The sequence below is a fragment of the Citrobacter sp. CFNIH10 genome, assembly GCF_002934585.1.
GTDB lineage: Bacteria > Pseudomonadota > Gammaproteobacteria > Enterobacterales > Enterobacteriaceae > Citrobacter_A > Citrobacter_A amalonaticus.
This window is the reverse complement of sequence record NZ_CP026216.1, coordinates 3,903,728-3,929,426: the sequence shown is the minus strand read 5'-3', so window position 1 is coordinate 3,929,426 and position 25,699 is coordinate 3,903,728. Positions and strand designations below refer to the sequence as shown.

The window sequence follows — 25,699 nt, the reverse complement described above, 5'->3', positions numbered from 1 at the left end:
TTTACTGTCTCGAACACCGGAAAGGGGCATGTCACGACACGCGTATCACCGTGCCAGTTTTGCGTTTCGCCTGGCAGTCTGCTCGTCGTCAATACGTCGATTCAGGCTACGTCAATTTCATATACCACCTGCGCGCGTTTCATGCCCCATCGGGTTTGCAATAAAAGACGTGAACGCTTCGGTTGAGCGAAGCCTACAGGCAAAAGTATGTCGCGTATGGTACGGATTACGGCGACGAATACCAGCACCTTTTACACGTCCGACGGTAAACGGCTTAAACTTACTTCTGAAGTCTGGTCAGGCAATGATTTTCTGTCACTGGTGCGACGCTGACGATGATTAGCCTGGTCACGGTGCGACGGAATCAGGGCATTACGGAGCCCGCAAAAAGTCAATACGCCATTCTGGAGCGTAATGATCATATTTCCGTTATTCCTGATGAAAGCTAAGGAGAAGAAGGATGAATGAAGCAGCCTATAACGAAGCGAAAACCACCGGCGAACTCACGAAACAGCTAGCCAATGTGTTCATTGACCGAGGATTATCGTTAACCACCGCTGAGTCCTGCACCGGCGGTAATCTGGCGACGGCACTCTGTGCGGAATCCGATACCGCCGCCTTTTATGATATTGGCGTTATTACCTTTAGTGACAGGGCGAAGCAGACACTGCTCGGCGTACAGGCCAGTACGCTGGAAAAATATACCGCAGTGAGTGAACAGACGGTCAAAGAGATGTCCACGGGCATACGCGAGCGTGCCGGGACCGATATCAGCATTGCCATCAGTGGGTACGCCGGTCCGGACGGTGGGGAAGACGGAACGCCCGCCGGAACGGTCTGGTTTGCGTGGAATCTCCGCGGGGAGGTTGTCACAAAGCGCGAGCTTTTTTCTGGTGAGTGTCAGGATGTTATCGAAAAAGCAGTCCGTTTCAGCCTTGCAGTACTCCTGGAAGAGATCTCTGCCTGGGAGGGGCGTTGACCCCAGTGATCAATACGCTCTGCGATCTGACGCTCAATGATAGCCTTCACCCCCGGAAACCTTGCCACGGAAAACAAAGTAGCTCCAGGCGGTGTACATCAAAATGACCGGGATAATCAGCAGGGTCCCCACCAGCATAAACCGTTGACTGGCAGGCGGTGCTGCCGCCTCCCACAGCGTGATATGCGGTGGGATAATATGCGGCCATAAGCTGATGCCCAGCCCGCTGAAGCCGAGGAAAATCAAACCCAGCGTCAGAATAAAGGGGCGCGCATGGCTGTTCATCTCTGCGCTCAGTCGCCAAATCCACAGGCTCAATACCAGCACAAGAATGGGCACCGGGACAAACCAGAAGAAATTGGGCAGGGTAAACCACCGTTCGGCGATAGCGGGCCAGCCGAGCGGCGTCCAGACGCTCACCACCGCAATAACCCCCAACAGGGCGAGGAGGACTTTACGGGTCAGGACGCGCATTCGCGCTTGCAGCGAACCCTCGCTTTTCATAATCAGCCAACTGGTGCCGAGCAGCAGATAGGCGACGATCAGGCCGACGCCGCAAAAGAGGTTGAAGGGGGTGAGCCAGTCCAGTGCTGAGCCGGCAAAACGGCGTTCTGTCACCTCGAAGCCGTTAATCACCGCTCCCACCACAATGCCCTGGCTGAATGTCGCGAGCAGCGAACCGCCGGCAAAGGCGTAATCCCAGAATGGTCGGTGGGAAGGTGTCGCCTTAAAGCGAAACTCAAAGGCCACACCACGAAAAATCAGGCCGATGAGCATCATTGTCAGCGGAATCGCCAGTGCGTCGGTGATCACCGCATAGGCCAGCGGGAACGCGCCAAAGAGGCCCGCGCCGCCGAGCACCAGCCAGGTCTCATTACCGTCCCAGACGGGTGCCACGCTGTTTACCATTACGTCACGCTCACCAGCGTCGTGAACCACGCTGAACAACATCCCAATACCCAGATCGAAACCATCCATCACGATGTACATCAGCGTGGCAAAGATAATGATGACAAACCACATTACGGTGATATCGATACCCATTACGCCTTCTCCTCTTCATCCGTCACCGGTTCTGCCGCCGAGAGGGGGCGAGCCGGGGTGCCATCCGTTTGTGACGTCAGTTCACTGACAGGTTGCGGACCTTTGCGAATGAGCCTGAAAATGTAGTAATAACCCACGCCAAAAACAGCACAGTAGACGATGATAAAGACCAGCAAGCTGATGACCATTTGCATCGTGCTGTGTAATGACACCGCATCGCGGGTGCGTAAGAATCCGTAGATCACCCACGGTTGACGTCCTGCTTCCGTCGTGACCCAACCCGCCAACAGCGCCAGTAGTCCGGCAGGGCCCATTCCCAGCGCAAACCACAGGAACGGGCGAGACTGATACAGGCGCTGGCGCCAGCGCAGCCAGACGCTACAGAGACCCAGCGCAATCATGAGTAAACCTATGCCTACCATGATACGAAACGACCAGAAGACAACAGGGGAGTTAGGGCGATCTTCTTTGGGATAATCCTTCAGCGCAGGAACCTGTTTATCCAGACTGTGGGTCAGGATTAAACTACCCAGCGCCGGGATCTCCAGACCGTATTTTGTGCGCTCCTCTTCCATGTCCGGCATCCCAAACAGCAAGAGCGGTGTAGCCTCGCCGGGCGCGTTTTCCCAGTGGCCTTCGATAGCGGCAATTTTTACCGGCTGATGCTCAAGGGTATTGAGACCGTGCATATCGCCGACCACCGCCTGAATCGGCGCGACGATTAACGCCATCCACATCGCCATGGAAAACATTTTGCGGATGGCCGGCGTGTCGTTGCCGCGAAGTAAATGCCAGGCGGCAGAGGCTCCCACAAACATCGCGCTACTCAGGAAGGCGGCGATCGACATATGGAACAGACGATACGGAAAGGAGGGGTTGAAAATGATCGCCATCCAGTCCTGCGGGATCACATGACCGTTTTCAATGCTGAAACCTTGCGGCGTCTGCATCCAGCTGTTTGACGCGAGGATCCAGAAAGTGGACATCAGCGTTCCCAGTGCCACCATGCAGGTGGTGAAAAAATGCAGCGCTGGAGAAACTCTGTTCCAGCCAAACAGCATCACGCCCAGAAAACCCGCCTCCAGGAAGAAGGCGGTGAGCACTTCGTAAAGCAGCAGTGGGCCGGTAATACTGCCGGCAAACTGGGAAAATCCGCTCCAGTTTGTGCCGAACTGGTAGGCCATCACCAGACCGGAAACGACGCCCATGCCAAAATTGACGGCAAAGATTTTTAGCCAGAAGTTGTAAAGCGAACGCCAGAGGTTGTTGTGCGTGCGCAGCCACATTCCTTCCAGTACCACCAGATAGCTGGCCAGCCCGATGGTAATCGCCGGGAAAAGAATGTGAAAAGAGACAGTGAAGGCGAACTGAAAACGGGCCAGATGAAAAGCATCAAGTTCAGGCACGGTATGCTACCCCATGACAAAGCGCTGCCATAAGCAGAGCGCAACAAAACTGTTTTTTCTTACCAACCAATAACCTCGGGCGCGGTTATCGTTTCTCCGCACTTTTATTGATATTACCGACCGCCAGGTCAGTTAATTTCAAATCGGTTTCTTTTTCTTCTTCAAGCGTTTGCGCCAGAAGTTTTACCGCGGCGGGATAGCCCAACTGTTCGGCGAGGGTTGCCAGCGTGCCGTAACTGGCAATTTCATAGTGCTCAACTTTTTGGGCGGCCGCAATTAATGCAGCATCACGAACTTCATTTTTTTCTGTACTTTCGATGACCTCATTGGCTTCTTCAATTAAGCCTTCCATCGCTACGCATTTCATGCGTTTAATCTTAATCTTCGGTTCCTGTTCGATTATCTGGTCTATACGCGCAATTTGCCCTTGAGTTTCTTCCAGGTGCGCATTAAACGCGGCGCTGAGTTTTTCGTCAGAGGCCGCGCGGGCCAGTTTCGCCAGACCACGGGTTAATTGTTTTTCCGCGCTATAGGTGTCTGAAAGTAAATGGATGAAAACATCCTCGAGCGTTTTCATATTCATAACATCCTCTCCCGGTTCAAAAAAAATAACTGCGAGTCTACAGACAGACCCGCAGGACACTTTATTTATTAAAGGCTAAAGCAGTCTTACAATCAGGAGTTATCAGACTTACGTCCGCCACTATGGCTGTTCTGACCGCCTTTTTTTCCTGCTTCGGATGCACGCTGCGGATCGTTTTTGAAGTTCCCGCCGCTGTGCTGACCGCCTTTTTTACCCGCTTCAGATGCTTTATCACGGTCTTCTGCGAAATTACCGGAACCACCACGATGCTCTGCCATATCTCACCTCTTGTATATCGGTTATGTCAGTCAGATACAAAAATGTAATTTGTATCCGTCGTTGTTCAGGGCTTAAAGTTAGCGGCTATCCGCGAGGAGTCAAATTTCCACAAAAAATCAGAAAAAATTGACGGGTTACTTTTCAATATATTATCGAAAACACCCGCCTCGCTTATTTTATGGGGGTTTTGTAAATGTTGGTATGTAACTGTCTGAGCGCAGGGCGATTAAAAAAATAGTCTTCAGAATAAAACAGTATTCATTAAGAGGCGGCGTTTGAATGACCGAAAATTAATCACTCAGACGGCTTTGAGAACCTTCTCGCCAATTTTGTTCTACGCTTAAAAGTCCGTAGGAAAAATAACGAGAGGTAAACGCATGGCTGACCAGAATAATCAAAAGCAGATCACCAATAAAACGCATTCTGAGCATTTTCCGGCTCCGCCATTTCCGCACCAAAAACAACCTTTTCCAGGACTTGCCAGTAAAATGCAGCCCCGTCCCGATCATGGCGAAGAGAGCTATCAAGGGAGCGGCAGGCTTAACGGCAAGAAAGTCTTAATCACCGGGGGCGATTCCGGTATTGGTCGCGCGGTGGCGATTGCTTATGCGCGGGAAGGTGCCGATGTGGCAATTAATTATTTACCTGATGAAGAAGAAGATGCCCGTGAAGTGGTTGAACTGATTAAAAAAGCAGGCAGGAACGTGGCCGCGATTCCGGGTGATATCCGCGATGAAACCTTCTGCCAGACGCTGGTTAACCAGGCGGTAGATGCGTTAGGCGGGCTGGATATCCTGGTGAATAACGCGGGGCGCCAGCAATTCTGTGAGTCAATTGACGATCTCACTACCGAAGCGTTTGATGCCACGTTCAAGACCAATGTTTACGCGACATTCTGGATTACGAAGGCTGCACTTCGTCATCTCTCATCGGGCAGTGTGATCATTAACACCACCTCAGTCCAGGCGTACGAACCGAGCGATATCCTGTTGGATTATGCGCAAACCAAAGCGGCGATCGCCGTCTTCACCAAATCGCTGGCGAAACAACTGGCGCCGAAGGGGATTCGGGTTAACGCCGTCGCGCCGGGTCCCTACTGGACGGTGTTGCAGTGCTGCGGAGGTCAGCCACAGGAAAAAATCGAGAAATTTGGCGCGCAGTCCCCGCTTGGTCGACCCGGTCAACCGGCGGAGATCGCACCGCTGTATGTCACGCTGGCGGCACCAGAGAACAGCTACACGTCCGGTCAGGTCTGGTGTTCAGACGGTGGCACCGGGACCTTATAAAGCGCGGTTTGCCAGCCAACAGGAGAAATGTGAATGAAAGCACTCACTTATCATGGCCCGCATCACGTTAGCGTTGATTCTGTGCCCGATCCGGGCCTTGAGGCGCCGGACGATATTATTCTTCGCGTGACCGCCACCGCCATTTGCGGATCGGATTTGCATCTTTACCGCGGCAAAATCCCTGGTACGCATCATGGCGATATTTTTGGTCATGAGTTTATGGGCGAAGTGGTGGAGACCGGTCCGGAGGTGACGGCAGTCAGTAAAGGCGATCGGGTGGTGATACCTTTTGTCATCGCCTGTGGTGAGTGCTTTTTCTGTCATCTGCATCAATATGCCGCCTGCGAAAATACCAACAGCGGTAAAGGTGCAGCCCTGAACCGTAAAAACATCACGCCGCCCGCCGCGCTGTTTGGCTACAGCGATCTCTACGGCGGGATCCCTGGCGGGCAGGCAGAATTTGTCCGCGTCCCGAAGGCGAATGCCGGCCCCTTCAAAGTGCCGGATACATTGCCGGATGAAAAGGTGCTTTTTCTGTCAGATATTTTGCCAACAGCGTGGCAAGCGGTGAAGAATGCCGACATCAGGCAGGGTTCAAGCGTGGCTATCTTTGGCGCGGGCCCGGTGGGTTTACTCTGCGCCGCCTGTGCCCGGCTGAACGGTGCGGAGCATATTTTTATCATTGATCATAACGACTACCGGCTCGAGTTTGCGCATCAGCGTTACGGCGCGATCCCGATTAATTTTGATAAAAACGACGATCCGGCAGAATGGATCATTGATAACACGCCCGGACATCGCGGTGTGGATGCGGTGATTGATGCTGTCGGTTTTGAGGCGAAGGGCAGTCTGACAGAAACCGTGCTGAGCACGTTGAAAATTGAAGGCAGCAGCGGTAAAGCGCTCCGGCAATGTATCGCCGCTGTGCGCCGTGGTGGGATCGTCAGCGTCCCTGGCGTGTATGCCGGTTTTATTCATGGATTCATGTTTGGTGATGCCTTTGACAAAGGACTGACCTTCAAAATGGGTCAGACCCACGTGCATGCTTATCTGCCGGATCTGCTTAGTCTCATTGAACAGGGGCTACTGACACCGGAAGAAATCGTGACTCACCATATGCCACTCGAAGAGGCCGCGCGGGGTTACGAAATATTTGAAAAGCGTGAAGAGGCGTGTCGAAAAGTGATTCTGGTGCCTGGTCTGACGCAAGAAAAGGCCACCGTCTGAGGCGTGGATTGATCAGCAACACCGGTTATGGCACAACGAAAAGCCCGCAGCGATGTGCGGGCTGAAAATGTTAGCGTACGACCAGAACGGAACACTCTGCATGGCGTACCACGGCAGCGGCGTTCGACCCTAACAGATAGGTGGTAATGTCCGGACGGTGGGATGCGATAATCACCATATCCGCAGGCAGTGTTTTCGCCATTTCCAGAATCTTATCTTTTGGCGAGCCTTCAACGACATGGATCTGCACTCTGTCCGACGGGATAGTGAACTTCTTGATAATCTCTTCCAGTTGAGATTTCGCTTCGGCTTTCAGATCGTCCATGGCAGGCAACTCCGCAGAGTAGGCCAGGCCCAGTGCAGAATAGTAAGGCAGAGACGGAATGACGGTCAGGAAATGAACCTGAGCATCGTCAATTTTCGCCTCGGCTTCGACATGATTAATCACACGTTGAGTTAATTCTGAGTCTGAAATATCGATAGGTACAAGAATTGTTCTGTTCATTAAACCTCCTGTTTGAGTATCCCTATAAAGTGTAACGTCTTATCACCGATTCAGTACAATGACAAAGATCACAATTCAACATTATTTGCTTTTGATTTCCGGGTACTTTCCCTTAATAACCCCGTCATAAAATCGGCCTTTTGAGACCACAGAAAGAAAATTTCGGTATATATGCGCAGGAACTCCGCGATATTGCAGAACACCGGTCTGGTAGAAACGAATTTCAAGCGTAGAGGATTTCTCGTCATAGCCGACGGAGGCAATTCGTGATGATTTTACAGGCTGATGGTTCATGGCGGCATCCTCGACGGCAGGTCATACCATGAATATATCATTTAACCTACTGGGATTTTAGTCTTCGTGATATCGCATTTTGTTATAGGCAAAACGAATGGGTTATGACGGTGAGGGAAAGGGCAGAAGCCCGCCGTTACCAGCGGGCAGAAGGGCTTAGAACTGATAGACCATACCGAGTGCGACGACGTCATCGGTATTAATATTGTTACGAGAATAGAAGTTGTCGTCGTTATCCAGCAGGTTGATTTTATAATCAACATAGGTGGACATGTTTTTGTTGAAGTAGTAAGTCGCGCCAACATCCGCGTATTTCACCAGATCTTTGCTGTCGTCATTGCCCTGACCGGTCAGATCTTTACCTTTTGACATCAGGAAGGACACCGCCGGACGCAGACCGAAGTCGAACTGGTATTGCGCCGTCACTTCAAAGTTCTGGGTTTTGTTTGCTACGCCGTCATCACCGTACGGGGTCATGTTACGGGTTTCAGAGTACATGGTAGCCAGATAAATGTTGTTAGCGTCATATTTCAGACCCGCTGTCCAGGCATCTGCCTTATCGCCACCCGCGACGCGGCCACCCGCATTGACTTGCTCGTTGGTACGGTCGGAGGTGGTGTAGGCTGCACCGAAGCTAACGCCCATTCCGAAGTCATAGGTCGACGAGATACCGAAACCGTCGCCGTTGGAGTTCTGGACAGTACGATCGCCGCCGTTGCCAGTACCTTCCTGCTCATTGGTGATTTGATCTTCGTTGGCACCCTGATACTGCAGTGCGAAGTTCAGACCGTTAACCAGACCGAAGAAGTCCGTGTTACGGTAAGTGGCAACACCGTTGGTGCGACCTACCATAAAGTTATCGGAATAGGTGTAGGAGTCGCCGCCGAATTCAGGCAGCATATCGGTCCAGCCTTCCACGTCATACATCACGCCGTAGTTACGACCGTAGTCGAATGAACCGTATTCACCAAATTTCAGGCCAGCAAAAGCAAGACGCGTGAAGCTGTTGCCGTGGTCGCCTTCGGTGGTGTTGGCGTTAACCTGATATTCCCACTGACCGTAACCGGTCAGTTGATCATTAATTTGTGTTTCACCTTTAAAGCCCATACGAACATAAGTTTGATCGCCATCACTGTTGGCATTATCAGAGAAATAATGCAGACCATCAACTTTGCCATAAAGATCTAATTTGTTGCCGTCTTTATTATAAACTTCAGCAGCATGTGCTGCGCCTGCTGCTAACAGGGCAGGGATGACAAGGGCCAGTACTTTTCTTTTCATCGCAGTAATCCTTTAGTTTTATATTTAGCTTTCACTCCCTCTGTTGGGGAGTAAAAACATGCTAAAGGAGAAGTTCCGTAAAGAGATAAGTATCAATTGTTACGTCTTAAGTGAAACCTTAAATAAATAATTCCATCGAAATGACAATAATTGGTGTGAATATAATTGCATAAAGCATATAAAATAAAAATTATACAAAATAAATCCAGTGCGATATTCTTCGTTCGTTATATGCCTTTATTGTCACATACTGCTTTTTTGTTGGTCCAATGCAACGCGTACTGATTTGCCGACAAAGAAATTGACAAGCCCGAACAGATGTTCGGGCTTTTTTTTTGGCCGACGCGAACCCTCCGATCAGTCAGTACTGGTCTTCTCCGCTTTACCGGCCAGTTGCGCCAGGAAGTCATAGCGTTTTTGCAGATCGGCCGCGGCGTCCTTCCATAACTGCTCTGCCACTTCTGGTTGCTGCGCATTCAGGCGACGGAAACGCTGCTCGTTGAGTAATGTCTCTGCCAGCGCATCTGACGGTGGGCGAGAGTCCAGCGCCAGCGGCAATTTGCCTTCATCCGCACGACGTGGGTCAAAGCGGTAGAGTGGCCAGAAGCCGGTCGCCGTCAACTGACGCATCTGATCGTGACTCAGTGCGAGGTCATAGCCGTGTTCTTCACACGGGCTGTAGGCGATGATCAGCGACGGACCAGGATACGCTTCCGCTTCCTGAATCGCCTTCACGGTCTGGTTGAGTTGCGCCCCGAGCGAAATCTGTGCGACATAGACATGACCGTACATCATCATGCTGACGCCCAGATCTTTACGCGCCTTCCGTTTGCCGTGCTCTCCAAATTTCGTTACCGCGCCAAGCGGTGTGGCTTTCGAGGCCTGACCGCCCGTGTTGGAGTAGCACTGCGTATCCAGCACCAGAATATTGACGTTTTCAGTCAGGCTCATTACATGATCCAGCCCGCCGAAGCCAATATCGTAGGCCCAGCCATCGCCGCCGATCAGCCAGATGGATTTTTCAACCAGCGCATCGGCGTCGGTGAGCAGTTCACGTGCACCATCGACATCCTTCAGATGCTGACGCAGCGCGGCAACTTGCTCACGACGCACGTCAGGGGTCGCATCGGTATGTAAAGCGTCGTTCAGTTCAGCCGGGATCTGGTCGGCAAACTGTTCGAGCAGACGCAGCACGCGTAAGCGATGCTGATCGACCGTCAGACGAAAGCCCAGACCGAACTCTGCGTTATCCTCAAACAGCGAGTTTGCCCATGCGGGACCGCGCCCATTGGCATCGGTTGTGTACGGTGTGGAAGGCAGGTTCCCACCGTAAATTGACGAACAACCCGTGGCGTTGGCAATCAGCATTCTGTCGCCATAGAGTTGGGTCAGTAACTTGATATACGGCGTTTCGCCACAGCCGGAACAGGCACCGGAATATTCAAACAGCGGTGTAATCAACTGAGAGGTACGAATATCGATACGTTCGAGTTTATTGCGGTCAATTTCCGGCAGACTGAGGAAAAAGTCATAATTCACTTTCTCTTCTTCGACGTGCTCAAGGCGCGACAGCATATTGATGGCCTTGATTTCCGGATTCTGACGGTCTTTCGCCGGGCACACTTCCACACACAGATTACAGCCGGTGCAGTCTTCCGGCGCGACCTGCAGAACGTATTTCTGTCCGCGCATATCGCGTGATTTCACATCCAGCGAATGCAGGCTGGCGGGAGCATTCTCCATTGCTTCCGGCGAAACCACTTTGGCACGAATAGCCGAGTGCGGGCAGGCCGCAACGCAGTGGTTACACTGAGTGCAAAGCTCCTCTTTCCAGATGGGGATCGCTTCGGCGATGTTGCGTTTCTCCCAGCGGGTGGTACCCATAGGCCAGGTGCCGTCGGGCGGCAGCGCAGAGACGGGAAGGGCATCGCCGAGCCCCGCGAGCATTGCCGCGGTCACCGTCTTCACAAAATCAGGCGCGGCGTCAGACACCACCGGAGGACGGTGGGCGCTGTGCGGATCAACCGCCTGCAGCGGCACTTCAGCAACAGACTCGCGCGCCAGCGCCAGTGCCTGCCAGTTGCGTTCCACCAGGTCCTGACCTTTGCTGCTGTAACTTTTAGCGATTGCCCCCTGAAGTTCAGCCAGCGCGCTATCGCCCGGCAGAATTTGAGTCAGATGAAAAAACGCCATCTGCATGACGGTGTTAATCCGCGCCGCCAGGCCACATTCACGGGCGATTTTCGCCGCATTAATGACGTAGAAACGCGCTTTCTTCTGGTTCAGTACCGCCTGCACTTCCTGTGGCAAGCGTGACCAGACCTCATCTGCGGGATACGGCGTATTCAGCAGGAAAATACCACCAGGCTTCAGTCGTTCAGCCATCTGGTATTTATCGATAAACTGCAGCTGGTGACAGCCGACAAAATCGGCCTGTGAGATCAGGTAAGCAGAGCGGATCGGCTGTTCACTCACGCGCAGGTGAGACACCGTCAGACCGCCTGCCTTTTTGGAGTCATACACGAAGTAGCCCTGGGCATACCACGGCGTTGAATTACCGATGATCTTGATGTTGTTCTTGGTCGCCGAAACGCTGCCGTCACTGCCGAGACCGTAAAATAGTGCTTCCAGCTTCGCCGTCGTCGGCAAGGTGTTATCAGGCAGTGGCAACGACAGGTTGGTGACATCATCGTAGATACCAACGGTGAAGCGCGGTTTGGGTTTTGCCTGGCACAGTTCATTAAAGACCGCGAGCACGCAGTCCGGGCCAAACTCTTTTGACGAGAGACCATAACGGCCGCCAATCATGCGCGGCAACGTTTCACGCTCACCGCCGTTGAATGCTTCCGCCAGCGCGGTCATCACATCGAGATACAGGGGTTCGGCCTGGGCACCCGGTTCTTTGGTGCGATCGAGCACGGCAACCGCGCGGACGGATTCAGGCAAGGCCCGCAGCAGATGTTTAGCTGAGAAGGGGCGGAACAGGCGGACTTTCAGCACCCCGACTTTCTCGCCGCGCGTCAGCAGTTCGTCAACCACTTCTTCGCTGGTGCCGATAGCAGAACCCATCAGAATGATGACCCGTTCGGCCTGCGGATGACCGTAATATTCGAACGGCTGATACTGACGACCGGTTGCGGCAGCGAAATCATTCATCGCCTGTTCGACATGATCGTATACCGCGTCATACCACGGGTTGGTCGCCTCGCGGGACTGGAAATACGTATCGGGATTCGCTGAGGTGCCGCGGATCACCGGGTGCTCTGGGTTGAGCGCCCGGGCGCGATGTGCATCAATTTCAGCCTGCGGCATCAGGCCGCGTATCGTGTCATCTGCCAGCGGGATGATTTTGTTGATTTCATGCGAAGTGCGGAAACCATCAAAGAAGTGAATAAAGGGAACCCGGCTTTTCAGGGTCGCGATTTGCGAGATCAGCGCGAAGTCCTGCGCCTCCTGTACGCTTGCGGCGCACAGCATGGCGCAGCCGGTCTGGCGGACCGCCATGACGTCTGAATGATCGCCAAAAATCGACAACGCGTGGGTTGCCACGGTACGGGCGGCGACATGCAGTACAAAGGGGGTTAATTGTCCCGCCAGTTTGTACAGCGTGGGGATCATCAGCAGTAACCCCTGTGAAGAGGTAAAGGAGGTGGCAAGCGCGCCGGTTTGCAGCGCACCGTGAACGGTCGCTATTGCACCGCCTTCCGACTGCATTTCGACGACGCGCGGCGTATCTCCCCAGATGTTTTTCAGCCCGTTGCCTGCCCAGGCGTCAGCCTGTTCAGCCATCGTTGAACTGGGCGTAATGGGGTAGATGGCGATAACTTCACTGGTACGAAACGCCACCGAAGCGACTGCACCATTACCGTCAATAGTAATCATATGACACCCTTACATTGCGCAAAAAAGAGGGACGCAGGAAACCACTTAGCGTCCTGATAGTTATTTCTCTAGTATAGGACTTTCCTGTATTCCCTAGAAGTTGTGCCACTTTCGAGTGCACAAATTGACACAAAGCTCGCAAAAACAATGACAATTTTATTGCCCGGTAGGTAACACCGGGTTGTATATTTAATTGTGCTTTTTTGTTATGAGTTGGTTATTGCCTGCGAGGCAGGCGATATTAAAAACATATTGTCCAAAAGTGGAGTGAGATTTTCTTTAAGGATTTCCTTAATGAATTTATTATCCTCGCCATTATCGTCATGATGTGAATTTCTTAATAAGACTTTTTAAGTTCGGTGTCAGGCCGCCCGCGCCTATACTGAGCGCAATTCAGGACGGGAAGAGCCTGTAAACCTTTGCGTTATTGAAGGTCGATACTCTTGTTATCGTGAATAGACGTTAAAACAAAAATAACTCTTTTATTTATCATTATTGATAACTTTTTTCGTGCGCCAAAAGTATGGATGTGTTCAGGTATTTAATTGTTTTGATTAGGTTATGTTACGAATTTTATTACTTACTTTACTTATTTCCGCCTCATCGTCGTCATTTGCCTTTGTGAAAATTCAGACCAAAAACTGGGGAGCCAATACCTTTTCGCCACTCTCTTATTCTGAAGGGCACTTTTCACAAGCGCCTGTTCAGAATAAGAAAGCGCAGCTTAAGCATCGCATTATGAGTGAATTTGCGCAGTGGAGAGGAACCGATTACCGCTGGGGAGGTGACAGTCGCAATGGTATTGATTGTTCGGCGTTCACGCGCAGAATTATTGCCTCGGTTATCCATAGACGCTTGCCGCGTACCGCGCAGGAGCAAAGTCGTATGGGGCAGAGAGTCAGTCAGCGTGAGCTGAAAGTCGGCGATCTGGTGTTTTTTAAGACGGAGCCGAACGTGCATCACGTTGGCGTTTATATCGGCAATGACTCCTTTATACATGCCTCCAGCTCGCAAGGCGTGACAATGTCACATTTGTCGAATCAGTACTGGCAGGCGCACTATTTGACTGCTCGCCGGGTGAGCGCATAACGACAGAACAGGCCTATGGGATCCCAATCCAGGGGAAAAAGCGCAATAAAATGCGGCGAGGCCGCATAATTGCGCGTTTTGACTCTCGACGCGACGGATTCGGATGCCTATTATTAGTGCGGCTTGTTTACGCTTACAGAATATGAGGGGAGTCAAATGCGCGCAGCGTTTTGGGTAGGATGTGCCGCGTTATTGTTGTCGGCTTGCAGCAGTGACAATGAACCTGTTCAGCAGGCGACAGCAGCGCATGTCGCACCGGGTTTAAAAGCATCGATGACCAGTTCCGGTGAGGCAAATTGCGCCATGATAGGCGGTTCACTTTCCGTTGCCCGTCAGTTAGACGGTTCGGCAATTGGTATGTGCGCGCTTCCCAACGGCAAACGTTGCAGTGAACAATCCCTCGCCGCGGGAAGCTGTGGTAGCTATTAAGCACCCATTACTACATTAAATCGGCAAGCTTATAGCTTAACGTATGTTCCGCTGTGGCCAGGGTGAGCTGGTTGGCGGTCAGGTCTACTTGTGCGCCCTGTTTCAGCATGGTGCTGAGGGTATTGTCCAGCTCGTTGAGCTGGGGATCGGCGCACATCATTCGGGTCATCGCCATCTCTTTTACTTTCAATGCACCGTCAGAAAGTGATGCCTGACCGTTGAAGCGATTACACATATTGCCCGAAATCATCATCTTTTCGCCAAAACTCAGTTCAAGCGGATGACCCGTTGCATTGACCGGTTTACCGTCTACGCTCTCCAGCACAAAGCGGTGATGCTGTAATTGCTCACGGCTGACCGATACTTTTCCGTTGCTTACACAACCTGCAACCAGCAGGCTCAGCGCAACCAGCGCTATGACCTTCTTCATGTTAACTCTCTGCATTTAAACGTAATCGCCACCGACAGCATACCGATCTCATCGCCAGTGGCTTTGGGGAAATTCTGAAATGCCCTCCTGCGAACAGGAAGGCGGCGGATCAGAACAGGGCGTTAGGGCAGGTTTCTCCGTTCGCTAACTGTTGTAAATTTTGCAGCGTAGTCTCAGAAATACTGGTCAACGCTTCAGCGGTGAGGAAAGCCTGATGCCCGGTAAACAGGACGTTATGACAGGCCGACAGGCGACGGAAGACATCATCCTGGATAACGTCGTTCGACTTATCTTCGAAGAACAGATCGCGCTCGTTTTCGTAAACGTCCATCCCCAGTGAACCTATTTTCTGATTTTTCAGCGCTTCAATCGCCGCCTGAGAATCGATCAGGGCGCCACGACTGGTGTTGATGACCATCACGCCATTTTTCATCTGATCAAACGCGGCATGGTTCAGCAGGTGATAGTTTTCCGGCGTTAACGGGCAGTGCAGCGAAATCACATCGGATTCGGCGAACAGCGTCGGCAAATCAACATACTCCACGCCGAGTTCGAGCGCAGCTGCGCTGGGGTACGGATCAAACGCCAGCAGACGCATTCCAAAGCCTTTCAGAATACGCAGGGCCGCGATGCCGATCTTCCCGGTACCAATCACCCCCGCCGTTTTTCCGTGCATCGTGAAGCCGGTTAATCCTTCCAGTGAGAAGTTGGCATCACGGGTACGCTGATAAGCGCGGTGAATACGGCGGTTCAGCGTCATCATCATGCCCACCGCATGTTCCGCGACGGCTTCCGGAGAATAGGCCGGGACACGAACGACCTGCAGACCTAACTCTTTTGCCGCATCCAGATCGACGTTATTGAACCCCGCGCAACGCAAAGCAATGTACTTAACGCCATGATTTTTCAATTCTTCGAGCACCGGGCGACTGCCATCATCGTTCACGAAAATACAAACCGCCTCGCAGCCATGAGCGGTTTTAGCCGTTTTCTCCGTCAACAGAAAATCAAAGAATTCAAGTTCAAAACCAAAGGCTTCGTTAACCTGCTGCAGGTACTTTTTGTCGTACTGTTTTGTACTGTAGACGGCGAGTTTCATAAGTCTTTCTCCAGTGATATCGAATCACAATTATCGAATTCAAATTATTTTACAAAACATAAAATATTATTGAAAGTGATACCTATAATGAATAATTCTAGAGCATCAATAGATTGTTCGTTCAGTGTATCGATTGCAGATTTCAGCAGGTGACAGTGCTGCTCCACACCTCTGTTTCGGTGACACAAACAGCCCGCTGTTCGTCAGGATACGACTGATATGGCGTCAACATCGATTAATATCAATATGTTCCTGTGCAACAGTCTGCATTTCAACCGAACGATTTACTCACTTTCTACGGCCGTTGACTTTCACATTATCCGGGCCAGATTGCAGAATAGAGGGCAATAGTTTGTCGGCTATTGCCCGCTATTAATCTTTAGATTTATCTGATAAGTCTCTGTAATTTATCTGACTTTCTGATCTTAACGATGGTGAAAAGTTTGTGTGTCACCCTGGAGCATCTATTCTTAATCTGGGCATGGTTAACTAAACATGACACAATAACGGCCTAATTCGGCTTAATTTTTCGCTAAATCAGGATATTAACTGCCCATGAAGGGTAAATATAAAGCCGTTCTGGCGCTTCTCTTACTCGTGATCCTCGTGCCGTTGACTCTGGTGATGACGCTGGGGTGGTGGGTTCCGACGCTGGCGGGCATCTGGCTGCCAGTTGGAACGCGCATTGCACTGGATGATAGTCCCCGATTCACGCGCCACGGTTTACATATTCCTGAACTTCGCTATCTGGTTGATGATTGCCAGTTGGCCAGGGTCAGTCAGGCCTGGTTGTCGCATCCCAGCCGTTGGCAACTGGATATTGGCACACTGGAACTCGATTCTGCCTGTCTGGCAAAACTGCCGCAAACGGAACAATCTCCCGCGGCGCCGCGCACTCTCGCGGAATGGCAGTCCATGCTGCCCAATACCTGGATCACCATCGACAACGTTATTCTTTCACCCTGGCAGGTGTGGCAGGGCAAACTGAACGTTTCGCTGACCCCTTCGCTCCAGCAACTGCGTTATCAGGGCGATAAAGTGAAGTTTCAGGGGCAGTTGCGCGGTCAGGCGCTGACGGTGAGTGAGCTTGATGTCATGGCGTTTGAAGGCCAACCGCCGGTCAAACTGGTTGGTGAGTTCACGATGCCGCTGGTGCCGGATGGACTGCCGGTGAGCGGACACACCGTTGCCACGCTCAGTCTGCCGCAGGAGCCATTGTTGGTCGATGCGGAACTGGAGTGGCGTGAGAATGCCGGGCAGCTCATCGTAATGGCACGGGATAATGCCGATCCGCTGCTTGACCTGCCGTGGGAACTCACGCGTCAGCAGTTAACCATCAGCGACGGACGCTGGTCGTGGCCTTATCAGGGGTTTCCCCTCAGCGGGCGTCTGGGCGTGAAGGTGCAGAACTGGCAGGAAGGCACCGAGAACGCGGTGATCAGCGGACGGTTTAATGTGCTGACCCAGGGGGAGGCGGGGAAAGGGAACGCCGTGCTTTCGTTTGGGCCGGGAAAACTGAGCATGGACAACAGCGCGATGCCGCTGCAACTGACTGGCGAAGCCAAGCAGGATGATCTGATTTTCTATGCCAGATTACCTGCCCGGTTGACCGGCAGCCTGACCGATCCGGAGCTGGCGTTTGAACCAGGCGCGCTGCTGCGCTCGCGAGGACGGGTCATCGACTCACTGGATATTGACGAAATTCGCTGGCCGCTGGCGGGCGTGAAGGTCACGCAGCGTGGCGTGGACGGACGATTGCAGGCGATTCTGCGCGCCCATGAGAATCAGATGGGGGATTTCGTTCTGCATCTGGACGGGCTGGCGAATGATTTTCTGCCCGATGCGGGGCGCTGGCAGTGGCGCTACTGGGGCGAGGGCAGTTTTACCCCGATGCACGCAAAATGGGATGTGGCAGGCAAAGGTGAGTGGCATGACAACACCATCACGCTGACCGATTTGTCTACAGGATTTGACCAGCTTCAGTACGGCACCATGAAGGTTGAAACACCCCGTTTAATCATGGATAAACCGGTCGAATGGGTGCGTGATGCCGCACATCCCCGGTTCAGTGGGGCGCTCTCGTTCGATGCCGGAGAAACCCATTTCTCCGGCGGCAGCGTTTTGCCGCCCTCAACGCTCAAGTTCAGCGTGGAGGGGCGCGATCCAACTTTTTTCCAGTTCAAAGGCGATTTGCATGCCGGGGCGATCGGCCCCGTGCGGTTAAACGGTCGTTGGGATGGCTTACGTTTACGTGGCCAGGCCTGGTGGCCAAAACAGTCACTGGAGGTGTTCCAGCCGCTGGTGCCGCCAGAGTGGAAAATGAAATTACGTGAGGGCGAACTGTATGCTCAGGTGGCGTTTTCGGCAGCGGCAGAACAAGGATTCGAGGCCGGTGGTCACGGCGTCTTGAAAGGCGGCAGCGCCTGGATGCCGGATAACCAGATCAACGGCGTCGATTTTGTATTGCCGTTCCGCTTTAGTGAGGGCGCGTGGCAACTGGGCACGCGCGGACCGGTGTCGCTACGCATTGCCGAAGTTGTCAACCAGGTGACTGCTACCAATATCACCGCCGATCTGGAAGGTGCTTATCCGTGGAGTGAAGCCGAGCCGCTGCTACTGACTGACGTGAATGTGGATGTGTTGGGCGGTAAGGTTTCCATGCAACAACTGCGAATGCCGCAGCACGATCCGGCGCTGGTGCGGGTGCAAAATATCTCCTCAAGCGAACTTATCAGCGCAGTAAATCCGAAACAGTTTGCCATGTCCGGGCCGGTGAGCGGTGCGCTCCCTCTGTGGCTGAACGATGAGAAATGGATTATCAAAGATGGCTGGTTAACCAATCCGGGTCCGATGACGCTGCGCATCGATAAAGACACCGCCGATGCGGTGGTAAAAGACAACATGGCAGCAGGGGCGGCCATCAACTGGTTGCGGTATATGGAGATTGCCCATTCATGGACCAAAATCAATCTGGACAATCTGGGCGTATTGACGATGCAGGCGCAAATTCGTGGCAACAGCCATGTGGATGGCAAGGTCGGTACGGTGAATCTCAACTATACCCACGAAGAGAATGTCTTTACGCTGTGGCGCAGTCTGCGCTTTGGCGACAATCTCCAGGCATGGCTTGAACAAAACGCGGCGCTGCCGGAAAAAACCTGTCAACAAGGCAAGGAATGTGAGGAACCCCAATGAAAACAATGATAGCCGTGCTGGCGCTTCTCCCGCTGTGGTTCGTAACGGGCTGCACGCCGCGCATTGAAGTCGCGGCGCCAAAAGAGCCCATCACCATTAATATGAACGTCAAAATTGAGCATGAGATTCATATCAAAGTGGATAAGGACGTTGAAAGCCTGCTCAAATCCCGCAGCGACTTGTTCTGAGGTGATGATGAAAAGAACCTTTATTCTGGCGGCGCTCATTCTGAGTTTGCTGAGTAGCAGTGCCTTTGCGCTGACGTTAAATGAGGCCAGAACCCAGGGCCGGGTCGGTGAAACGTTCAATGGTTATCTGGTGGCGCTGAAACAGGATGCGCAGACGCTGGCGCTGGTCAGTGAGATCAACAAAGCACGCAGCGCCAGCTACCAACAGTTGGCCGAGAGTCATAACATCCCGGTCGATGAAGTGGCGAAAATGGCCGGACAGAAACTGGTCGAGCGGGCGAAACCAGGAGAATATGTCCAGGGCATTAACGGGAAGTGGTTGCGGAAATAATCATTTCACATTGCCGTCTGCGGTTTTTCCTTTTTGTTGGGTGACGCGTAATAATTTGCAGGGTAAGTTTCTATACTCTGTTTTCTTACGCGCTATTCAGCAGAAGGGGCAGTTATGGCAAGTCACGGCATCACAGAAACGCTTACTCTCGGTTCCCGGCAGGTCAAACGCATAGGGTATGGGGCGATGCAACTGGCGGGGCCTGGGGTTTTTGGTCCACCGCGCGATCGTCATGTTGCCTTGACGGTGCTTCGGGAAGCGATCGCGCTGGGCGTCAATCATATTGATACCAGCGATTTTTACGGTCCGCACGTTACCAATCAAATCATTCGCGAAGCGTTGCATCCTTATCCGGACGATCTGGTGATTGTCACGAAAATCGGTGCCCGCCGTGGAGACGATGCCTCCTGGCTACCGGCATTCTCGCCAGCGGAACTCAGGCAGGCGGTTCACGATAATCTGCGCAATCTGGGTCTGGATGTACTGGATGTCGTTAACTTACGCATTATGCTGGGCGAGGGGCACGGCCCGCATGAAGGTTCCATTGAAGAGAGTTTCAGCGTGCTGGCTGAGCTTCAGCAGCAGGGGCTGGTCAGACACATCGGTCTGAGCAATGTGACTGCCAGCCAGGTGGCGCAAGCGCGCAGTATCGCAGAGGTGGTCTGTGTGCAAAATGAGTACAATATCGCCCATCGTCAGGATGATGCGCTGATCGACGCGCTGGCGGAAGACGGCATTGCTTACGTTCCCTTTTTTCCGCTGGGCGGGTTTACGCCGCTACAGTCTTCAACGCTCTCCGACGTGGCCGCAAGCCTGAATGCAACGCCAATGCAGGTTGCGCTGGCATGGTTGCTCCATCGCTCACCGAATATTTTGCTGATACCGGGTACCTCTTCAGTGACGCATCTGCATGAAAACATGGCGGCAGGGGATCTGACACTTTCAGCGGAAGTGCTGGCGACCCTGGACAGTATTGCGCAAAAGGCATGAGGCGGAGGTTGACCATGACTGAAAAACGAAATGCACAATGTCACTGCGGGGCTGTCAAATTTACCGTTCAACTTAGCGATGGGTTTAATACCATCCGGCGTTGTAACTGTTCATTTTGTCGGATGCGCGGTGCGGTGGTTGTTTCTGCGCCGTTGATGGGGATAACGGTTCTCTCAGGGCAGGATAAACTGACGGAGTATCGTTTCAATACCGGCACAGCAAGGCACTTTTTCTGTTCAGTGTGTGGGATTTACACTTTCCACCAGCGACGTTCCAGTCCGGATCAGTATGGCGTGAACGTGGCATGCATTGAGAATGTGTCGCCGTTTGATTTTGCCTGCGTGGAAGTCACTGACGGGGTGAATCATCCGAGTGATGGTGCGAGTAATGGCGTGGTGGGATATTTGCGTTATCAGGCGAAGTGATAAAAAAACCTCCCGCCGGAGCGGGAGGGGGAGAACTTACGCTGCAACCACGCTATCGATGGCGGCTTTGGCGTCAGACTGCGCTTTAGACGCCACTTCCGGGCCGTAGGCAATCCCTTCTGCGAACACGAAGTTCACATCGGTGATGCCGATAAAGCCGAGGAAGACTTTCAGGTACGGCGCAATCAGGTCAGTTGGGGTGTCTTTGTGGATACCGCCACGGCTGGAGAGGATCACTGCACGTTTACCGGTCACCAGACCTTCCGGCCCTTTCTCGGTGTAGCGGAACGTCACGCCAGCACGTGCAATCAGGTCGAAATAGTTTTTCAGCTGCGTCGGGATGTTAAAGTTGTACATCGGCGCGGCGATAACGATCACGTCGTGTGCTTTCAGTTCAGCGATCAGCTCATCAGAGAGCGCCAGTGCGTCCTGTTGACGAGGCGTCAACGGCGCGTCGCTCGGGCGCAGGGCACCCACCAGTTCGCCATCCAGTACCGGGATCGGATTAGCAGCCAGGTCACGGACGGTGATTTCGTCAGCAGAGTGCTTTTCACGCCACTGTTCAACAAAATAATCAGACAACTGACCAGACTGAGAGTACCCTGCCAGAATACTGGATTTGAGAACTAATACCTTGCTCATGGGGGTTTCCTTATAGGTGTTTGAATGGGCTGTGCCCCGTTGCTTGTTGACACTTTATTCACAATCCTGTCGCAGAGAAAGCGCAATATATCGAATCCTATGTTCGAATTTATTGAACAACACACAAAATGTGCTGATGTGGTACTCTATACCTATCATTTAGAAGAGATTTAACCAGGCAGTGCTCTGCCTTTTAACGCTATGACAGAACAACAAAAATTATCCTTTCATGCCTTACAGCAGCAGTTAGATTCATTAATGCTGCGCGATCGGCAGCGCTTTTCGCGCCGCCTGCACGGTGTGAAGAAGGTTAAAAATCCTGATGCACAACAAGCCATTTACCAGGAGATGGCGAAAGAGATTGAACAGGCAGCAGGTAAAGTTGTGCTACGTGAAGCGGCGCGACCAGAGATTACTTACCCGGAAAACCTGCCCGTCAGTCAGAAAAAACAGGCGATCCTCGACGCCGTTCGCGACCATCAGGTGGTGATCGTGGCCGGGGAAACCGGCTCGGGGAAAACCACTCAGCTCCCGAAAATCTGTATGGAACTGGGGCGTGGGGTGAAAGGGCTGATTGGCCACACCCAGCCGCGTCGTCTGGCGGCGCGAACGGTGGCGAACCGTATCGCGGAAGAGCTGCAGACAGAGCCGGGCGGGTGCATTGGTTATAAGGTGCGCTTTAGCGATCACGTCAGCGATAACACGATGGTGAAGCTGATGACCGACGGTATCCTGCTGGCGGAAATTCAGCAGGACCGTCTGCTGATGCAGTATGACACCATCATTATCGATGAGGCGCATGAGCGTAGCCTGAATATCGATTTTCTGCTGGGCTATCTGAAAGAACTGCTGCCGCGCCGTCCGGATCTGAAAATTATCATCACCTCCGCGACCATCGATCCGGAGCGTTTTTCGAAGCATTTCAACAATGCGCCGATTATTGAAGTGTCTGGGCGCACCTTTCCGGTGGAAGTCCGCTATCGACCGATCGTTGAAGAGGCCGATGACACCGAACGCGACCAGTTGCAGGCCATTTTCGATGCGGTAGATGAGCTGGGGCGTGAAAGCCCCGGCGACATCCTGATCTTCATGAGCGGTGAGCGCGAGATCCGCGATACCGCCGACGCACTGAATAAACTCAACCTGCGCCATACGGAAGTGCTGCCGCTGTATGCGCGACTGTCGAATAGCGAACAGAACCGCGTCTTCCAGTCGCACAGCGGGCGGCGCATTGTGCTGGCGACCAACGTGGCGGAAACCTCGCTGACGGTACCGGGGATCAAATATGTGATCGACCCTGGTACGGCGCGTATCAGCCGCTACAGCTACCGCACCAAAGTACAGCGTTTGCCGATCGAGCCCGTATCGCAGGCCTCCGCCAACCAGCGTAAAGGGCGCTGCGGTCGTGTATCCGAAGGCATCTGCATTCGTCTTTATTCTGAAGATGATTTCCTGTCGCGTCCGGAGTTTACCGACCCGGAGATTCTGCGCACCAACCTGGCGTCGGTCATTTTGCAGATGACGGCGCTGGGGCTGGGCGATATCGCCGCGTTCCCGTTTGTCGAAGCGCCGGATAAGCGCAACATTCAGGACGGCGTGCGTTTGCTGGAAGAGTTGGGTGCGATTACCACTGATGAACAGGCGACGGTCTATAAACTGACGCCGTTGGGGCGCCAGTTGAGCCAGTTGCCGGTGGATCCGCGCCTGGCGCGCATGGTGCTGGAAGCGCAAAAACATGGCTGCGTGCGCGAGGCGATGATCATTACCTCGGCGCTGTCGATTCAGGATCCGCGCGAACGCCCGATGGACAAACAGCAGGCGTCTGATGAAAAACACCGTCGCTTCCACGATAAAGAGTCCGATTTCCTTGCCTTTGTGAATCTGTGGAATTACCTCGGCGAACAGCAAAAAGCGTTGTCGTCCAACGCGTTTCGTCGCCTGTGCCGGACCGACTATCTGAACTATCTGCGCGTGCGTGAGTGGCAGGATATCTACACCCAACTGCGTCAGGTGGTAAAAGAGCTGGGTATTCCGGTGAACAGCGAACCGGCGGAATACCGCGAGATCCATATTGCGCTACTGACCGGGCTGTTGTCGCATATTGGCATGAAAGATGCCGATAAGCAGGAATATACCGGCGCGCGTAATGCCCGTTTTTCGATTTTCCCCGGTTCCGGCTTGTTCAAAAAGCCGCCGAAGTGGGCAATGGTTGCGGAGCTGGTGGAAACCAGCCGTCTGTGGGGGCGCATTGCAGCACGCATCGATCCCGAGTGGGTGGAACCGGTCGCTCAGCATCTGATTAAACGCTCGTACAGTGAACCGCACTGGGAGCGGGCGCAGGGCGCGGTGATGGCGACGGAAAAGGTGACCGTCTACGGTCTGCCGATCGTCGCAGCGCGTAAGGTGAACTACAGCCAGATTGATCCTGCGCTGTGCCGTGAACTGTTTATCCGCCATGCGCTGGTGGAGGGCGACTGGCAGACGCGTCATGCTTTCTTCCGCGAAAACCTCAAACTGCGTGCCGAAGTGGAAGAACTGGAGCATAAATCGCGTCGCCGCGACATTCTGGTGGACGACGAGACGCTGTTCGAGTTCTACGACCAGCGCATCAGCCATGATGTCATTTCTGCCCGTCACTTTGATAACTGGTGGAAGAAGACCACCCGCGAGACGCCGGACCTGCTCAATTTTGAAAAGAGCATGTTGATCAAAGAGGGCGCGGACAACATCAGCAAGCTGGATTACCCGAACTTCTGGCATCAGGGCTCGCTGAAACTGCGGTTGAGCTATCAGTTTGAACCGGGGGCGGATGCGGACGGGGTGACGGTACATATTCCGCTGCCGTTGTTGAATCAGGTCGACGAAAATGGTTTTGAATGGCAGATCCCGGGCTTACGTCGCGAACTGGTGATTGCGCTGATTAAATCGCTGCCGAAGCCGGTGCGGCGTAACTTTGTTCCGGCCCCAAACTATGCCGAGGCGTTTTTAGGCCGCGTGACGCCACTGGAGCTGCCGCTACTGGACGCGCTGGAGCGTGAGCTGCGTCGGATGACAGGCGTGACGGTTGACCGCGAGGACTGGCACTGGGATCAGGTGCCCGATCATCTGAAAATCACCTTCCGGGTGGTGGATGATAAAAACAAGAAGCTGGAGGAAGGGCGCTCGCTACAGGAGCTAAAAGACCGGCTGAAAGGAAAAGTGCAGGAGACGCTCTCGGCGGTGGCCGATGATGGCATTGAACAGAGCGGGTTGCACATCTGGAGTTTTGGGCAACTGCCGGAAAGCTACGAGCAAAAACGTGGCAATTACAAAGTCAAAGCGTGGCCTGCGCTGGTGGATGAGCGCGACAGCGTGGCGATCAAACTGTTTGATAATCCGCTGGAGCAACAGCAGGCGATGTGGTCTGGCTTACGCCGTTTGTTGCTGTTGAACATCCCGTCGCCGATCAAATATCTGCACGAGAAGCTGCCGAATAAAGCCAAGCTGGGTCTGTACTTCAACCCGTACGGCAAAGTGCTGGAGCTGATTGACGACTGCATTTCCTGCGGCGTGGATAAGCTGATTGATGCTAACGGTGGTCCGGTCTGGACGGAAGAGGGTTTTGCCGCGCTGCATGAGAAGGTTCGTGCCGAGCTGAATGAGACGGTTGTGGAGATTGCGAAGCAGGTCGAACAGATCCTGACCGCCGTCTTTAATATCAATAAACGCCTGAAGGGGCGCGTGGACATGACGATGGCGTTGGGGCTTTCCGACATCAAAGCGCAGATGGGCGGACTGGTGTATCGCGGATTTGTCACCGGCAACGGCTTCCGTCGTCTTGGCGATACGCTGCGTTACTTGCAGGCGATTGAAAAACGTCTTGAGAAACTGGCGATTGATCCCCATCGCGATCGCGCGCAAATGCTGAAAGTCGAAAGCGTACAGCAGGCCTGGCAGCAGTGGTTCAACAAGCTGCCGCCGGCGCGACGCGAAGACGAGGAGGTGAAAGCGATCCGCTGGATGATTGAGGAGCTACGGGTTAGCTATTTTGCTCAACAGCTGGGAACGCCGTATCCCATTTCGGATAAACGTATCCTGCAGGCGATGGAACAGATTAGCGGGTAATTCAGTACCGG

At 53.1% G+C, this 25,699-nt stretch carries 22 protein-coding genes and 2 pseudogenes; 12 read left to right on the top strand and 12 right to left on the bottom strand.

All coding sequences use genetic code 11. The features are described 5' to 3' along the window. Positions 1–45: 45 nt before the first annotated feature. Positions 46–255: pseudogene (locus C2U53_RS30440) on the bottom strand (site-specific integrase); the annotation flags it as partial. Between the two features lie 89 nt (positions 256–344). Here C2U53_RS30440 and C2U53_RS30435 point away from each other — a divergent pair. Continuing rightward, positions 345–449: pseudogene (locus tag C2U53_RS30435) on the top strand (DUF421 domain-containing protein); the annotation flags it as partial. 11 nt (positions 450–460) lie between these two features. Beyond that, entirely contained in the window at positions 461–979 is a 519-nt protein-coding gene (locus tag C2U53_RS22755; protein WP_044267134.1) for a 2-oxo-tetronate isomerase, read from the top strand. 33 nt (positions 980–1,012) lie between these two features. On the opposite strand, the gene cydB is transcribed toward C2U53_RS22755, so the two are convergent. From cydB to C2U53_RS22735, 4 genes are all read right to left on the bottom strand, one after another. Continuing rightward, entirely contained in the window at positions 1,013–2,023 is a 1,011-nt protein-coding gene (cydB, locus tag C2U53_RS22750) for a cytochrome d ubiquinol oxidase subunit II (RefSeq protein ID WP_044257787.1), read from the bottom strand. Beyond that, on the bottom strand, positions 2,023–3,429 hold the full coding sequence (locus tag C2U53_RS22745; protein ID WP_044257789.1) for a cytochrome ubiquinol oxidase subunit I: 1,407 nt from the start codon (positions 3,427–3,429) through the stop codon (positions 2,023–2,025). The genes cydB and C2U53_RS22745 overlap by 1 nt, the downstream gene beginning before the upstream one ends. 85 nt (positions 3,430–3,514) lie before the next feature. Beyond that, a complete protein-coding gene (locus C2U53_RS22740; RefSeq protein ID WP_043000596.1) occupies positions 3,515–4,012 on the bottom strand; it encodes a ferritin-like domain-containing protein in 498 nt (165 codons plus the stop codon). Between the two features lie 92 nt (positions 4,013–4,104). After that, positions 4,105–4,290, bottom strand: coding sequence for a general stress protein (locus C2U53_RS22735; protein ID WP_043000597.1), 186 nt, complete (start codon positions 4,288–4,290; stop codon positions 4,105–4,107). Positions 4,291–4,668: 378 nt separating this feature from the next. On the opposite strand from C2U53_RS22735, the gene C2U53_RS22730 reads away from it, so the two are divergent. Next, entirely contained in the window at positions 4,669–5,577 is a 909-nt protein-coding gene (locus tag C2U53_RS22730) for an SDR family oxidoreductase (protein WP_043000598.1), read from the top strand. Positions 5,578–5,610: 33 nt separating this feature from the next. Continuing rightward, positions 5,611–6,804 (top strand): zinc-dependent alcohol dehydrogenase, encoded by a 1,194-nt coding sequence (locus C2U53_RS22725; protein WP_054176221.1) that lies wholly within the window; start codon positions 5,611–5,613, stop codon positions 6,802–6,804. 70 nt (positions 6,805–6,874) lie between these two features. Here C2U53_RS22725 and uspF read toward each other — a convergent pair whose 3' ends face one another. The 4 genes from uspF to nifJ all read right to left on the bottom strand — a co-directional run bounded on the left by uspF (position 6,875) and on the right by nifJ (position 12,766). Further along, a complete protein-coding gene (gene uspF / locus C2U53_RS22720; RefSeq protein ID WP_043000600.1) occupies positions 6,875–7,309 on the bottom strand; it encodes a universal stress protein UspF in 435 nt (144 codons plus the stop codon). An 81-nt stretch (positions 7,310–7,390) separates the two neighbouring features. Next, positions 7,391–7,603: a KTSC domain-containing protein gene (locus tag C2U53_RS22715; protein ID WP_043000601.1), complete on the bottom strand. Its 213-nt coding sequence runs from the start codon at positions 7,601–7,603 to the stop codon at positions 7,391–7,393. Between the two features lie 156 nt (positions 7,604–7,759). Continuing rightward, positions 7,760–8,884, bottom strand: coding sequence for a porin OmpC (ompC, locus tag C2U53_RS22710; protein ID WP_043000602.1), 1,125 nt, complete (start codon positions 8,882–8,884; stop codon positions 7,760–7,762). 357 nt (positions 8,885–9,241) lie between these two features. Further along, positions 9,242–12,766, bottom strand: coding sequence for a pyruvate:ferredoxin (flavodoxin) oxidoreductase (gene nifJ / locus C2U53_RS22705; protein ID WP_104446486.1), 3,525 nt, complete (start codon positions 12,764–12,766; stop codon positions 9,242–9,244). Between the two features lie 738 nt (positions 12,767–13,504). Here nifJ and C2U53_RS22700 point away from each other — a divergent pair. Then, positions 13,505–13,855 carry a C40 family peptidase gene (locus C2U53_RS22700; protein WP_225738872.1) on the top strand — a complete coding sequence of 117 codons (351 nt, stop codon included), beginning with the start codon at positions 13,505–13,507 and terminating at the stop codon, positions 13,853–13,855. Positions 13,856–14,011: 156 nt separating this feature from the next. Beyond that, positions 14,012–14,284, top strand: coding sequence for a DUF333 domain-containing protein (locus C2U53_RS22695; protein WP_043000605.1), 273 nt, complete (start codon positions 14,012–14,014; stop codon positions 14,282–14,284). A gap of 10 nt (positions 14,285–14,294) precedes the next feature. Here C2U53_RS22695 and hslJ read toward each other — a convergent pair whose 3' ends face one another. Together hslJ and C2U53_RS22685 are read right to left on the bottom strand one after the other, a co-directional pair. Beyond that, on the bottom strand, positions 14,295–14,714 hold the full coding sequence (hslJ, locus tag C2U53_RS22690) for a heat shock protein HslJ (RefSeq protein WP_044257796.1): 420 nt from the start codon (positions 14,712–14,714) through the stop codon (positions 14,295–14,297). A 109-nt stretch (positions 14,715–14,823) separates the two neighbouring features. Next, positions 14,824–15,813, bottom strand: a complete 990-nt coding sequence (locus C2U53_RS22685; protein ID WP_042318863.1) for a 2-hydroxyacid dehydrogenase — start codon at positions 15,811–15,813, stop codon at positions 14,824–14,826. A 555-nt stretch (positions 15,814–16,368) separates the two neighbouring features. Between C2U53_RS22685 and C2U53_RS22680 the strand changes: the two genes are divergently transcribed. The 5 genes from C2U53_RS22680 (at position 16,369) to C2U53_RS22660 (ending at position 20,942) form a co-directional block, all read left to right on the top strand. Then, the gene (locus tag C2U53_RS22680) at positions 16,369–19,008 is read left to right on the top strand and encodes a YdbH family protein (protein WP_104446485.1); all 2,640 of its coding nucleotides are present in this window, start codon (positions 16,369–16,371) and stop codon (positions 19,006–19,008) included. Beyond that, the gene (locus tag C2U53_RS22675; protein WP_043000609.1) at positions 19,005–19,196 is read left to right on the top strand and encodes a YnbE family lipoprotein; all 192 of its coding nucleotides are present in this window, start codon (positions 19,005–19,007) and stop codon (positions 19,194–19,196) included. The genes C2U53_RS22680 and C2U53_RS22675 overlap by 4 nt, the downstream gene beginning before the upstream one ends. Positions 19,197–19,203: 7 nt before the next feature. Further along, positions 19,204–19,527, top strand: coding sequence for a YdbL family protein (locus tag C2U53_RS22670; protein WP_104446484.1), 324 nt, complete (start codon positions 19,204–19,206; stop codon positions 19,525–19,527). Between the two features lie 114 nt (positions 19,528–19,641). Further along, positions 19,642–20,517: an aldo/keto reductase family oxidoreductase gene (locus C2U53_RS22665; RefSeq protein ID WP_104446483.1), complete on the top strand. Its 876-nt coding sequence runs from the start codon at positions 19,642–19,644 to the stop codon at positions 20,515–20,517. Positions 20,518–20,531: 14 nt separating this feature from the next. Then, positions 20,532–20,942 carry a GFA family protein gene (locus C2U53_RS22660; protein WP_043000612.1) on the top strand — a complete coding sequence of 137 codons (411 nt, stop codon included), beginning with the start codon at positions 20,532–20,534 and terminating at the stop codon, positions 20,940–20,942. Between the two features lie 36 nt (positions 20,943–20,978). On the opposite strand, the gene azoR is transcribed toward C2U53_RS22660, so the two are convergent. Further along, on the bottom strand, positions 20,979–21,584 hold the full coding sequence (gene azoR, locus C2U53_RS22655) for an FMN-dependent NADH-azoreductase (protein ID WP_043000613.1): 606 nt from the start codon (positions 21,582–21,584) through the stop codon (positions 20,979–20,981). Between the two features lie 201 nt (positions 21,585–21,785). Here azoR and hrpA point away from each other — a divergent pair, with 201 nt between their 5' ends. Next, a complete protein-coding gene (gene hrpA / locus C2U53_RS22650; RefSeq protein ID WP_044257842.1) occupies positions 21,786–25,688 on the top strand; it encodes an ATP-dependent RNA helicase HrpA in 3,903 nt (1,300 codons plus the stop codon). Positions 25,689–25,699 lie beyond the last annotated feature (11 nt).

Coding starts and splice junctions, on each gene's coding strand:
- C2U53_RS22755 (WP_044267134.1), top strand. CDS start 461: ATGAATGAAGCAGCCTATAACGAAGCGAAAACCACCGGCGAACTCACG.
- cydB (WP_044257787.1), bottom strand. CDS start 2,023: ATGGGTATCGATATCACCGTAATGTGGTTTGTCATCATTATCTTTGCC.
- C2U53_RS22740 (WP_043000596.1), bottom strand. CDS start 4,012: ATGAATATGAAAACGCTCGAGGATGTTTTCATCCATTTACTTTCAGAC.
- C2U53_RS22735 (WP_043000597.1), bottom strand. CDS start 4,290: ATGGCAGAGCATCGTGGTGGTTCCGGTAATTTCGCAGAAGACCGTGAT.
- C2U53_RS22730 (WP_043000598.1), top strand. CDS start 4,669: ATGGCTGACCAGAATAATCAAAAGCAGATCACCAATAAAACGCATTCT.
- C2U53_RS22725 (WP_054176221.1), top strand. CDS start 5,611: ATGAAAGCACTCACTTATCATGGCCCGCATCACGTTAGCGTTGATTCT.
- uspF (WP_043000600.1), bottom strand. CDS start 7,309: ATGAACAGAACAATTCTTGTACCTATCGATATTTCAGACTCAGAATTA.
- C2U53_RS22715 (WP_043000601.1), bottom strand. CDS start 7,603: ATGAACCATCAGCCTGTAAAATCATCACGAATTGCCTCCGTCGGCTAT.
- ompC (WP_043000602.1), bottom strand. CDS start 8,884: ATGAAAAGAAAAGTACTGGCCCTTGTCATCCCTGCCCTGTTAGCAGCA.
- nifJ (WP_104446486.1), bottom strand. CDS start 12,766: ATGATTACTATTGACGGTAATGGTGCAGTCGCTTCGGTGGCGTTTCGT.
- C2U53_RS22700 (WP_225738872.1), top strand. CDS start 13,505: ATGAGTGAATTTGCGCAGTGGAGAGGAACCGATTACCGCTGGGGAGGT.
- C2U53_RS22695 (WP_043000605.1), top strand. CDS start 14,012: ATGCGCGCAGCGTTTTGGGTAGGATGTGCCGCGTTATTGTTGTCGGCT.
- hslJ (WP_044257796.1), bottom strand. CDS start 14,714: ATGAAGAAGGTCATAGCGCTGGTTGCGCTGAGCCTGCTGGTTGCAGGT.
- C2U53_RS22685 (WP_042318863.1), bottom strand. CDS start 15,813: ATGAAACTCGCCGTCTACAGTACAAAACAGTACGACAAAAAGTACCTG.
- C2U53_RS22680 (WP_104446485.1), top strand. CDS start 16,369: ATGAAGGGTAAATATAAAGCCGTTCTGGCGCTTCTCTTACTCGTGATC.
- C2U53_RS22675 (WP_043000609.1), top strand. CDS start 19,005: ATGAAAACAATGATAGCCGTGCTGGCGCTTCTCCCGCTGTGGTTCGTA.
- C2U53_RS22670 (WP_104446484.1), top strand. CDS start 19,204: ATGAAAAGAACCTTTATTCTGGCGGCGCTCATTCTGAGTTTGCTGAGT.
- C2U53_RS22665 (WP_104446483.1), top strand. CDS start 19,642: ATGGCAAGTCACGGCATCACAGAAACGCTTACTCTCGGTTCCCGGCAG.
- C2U53_RS22660 (WP_043000612.1), top strand. CDS start 20,532: ATGACTGAAAAACGAAATGCACAATGTCACTGCGGGGCTGTCAAATTT.
- azoR (WP_043000613.1), bottom strand. CDS start 21,584: ATGAGCAAGGTATTAGTTCTCAAATCCAGTATTCTGGCAGGGTACTCT.
- hrpA (WP_044257842.1), top strand. CDS start 21,786: ATGACAGAACAACAAAAATTATCCTTTCATGCCTTACAGCAGCAGTTA.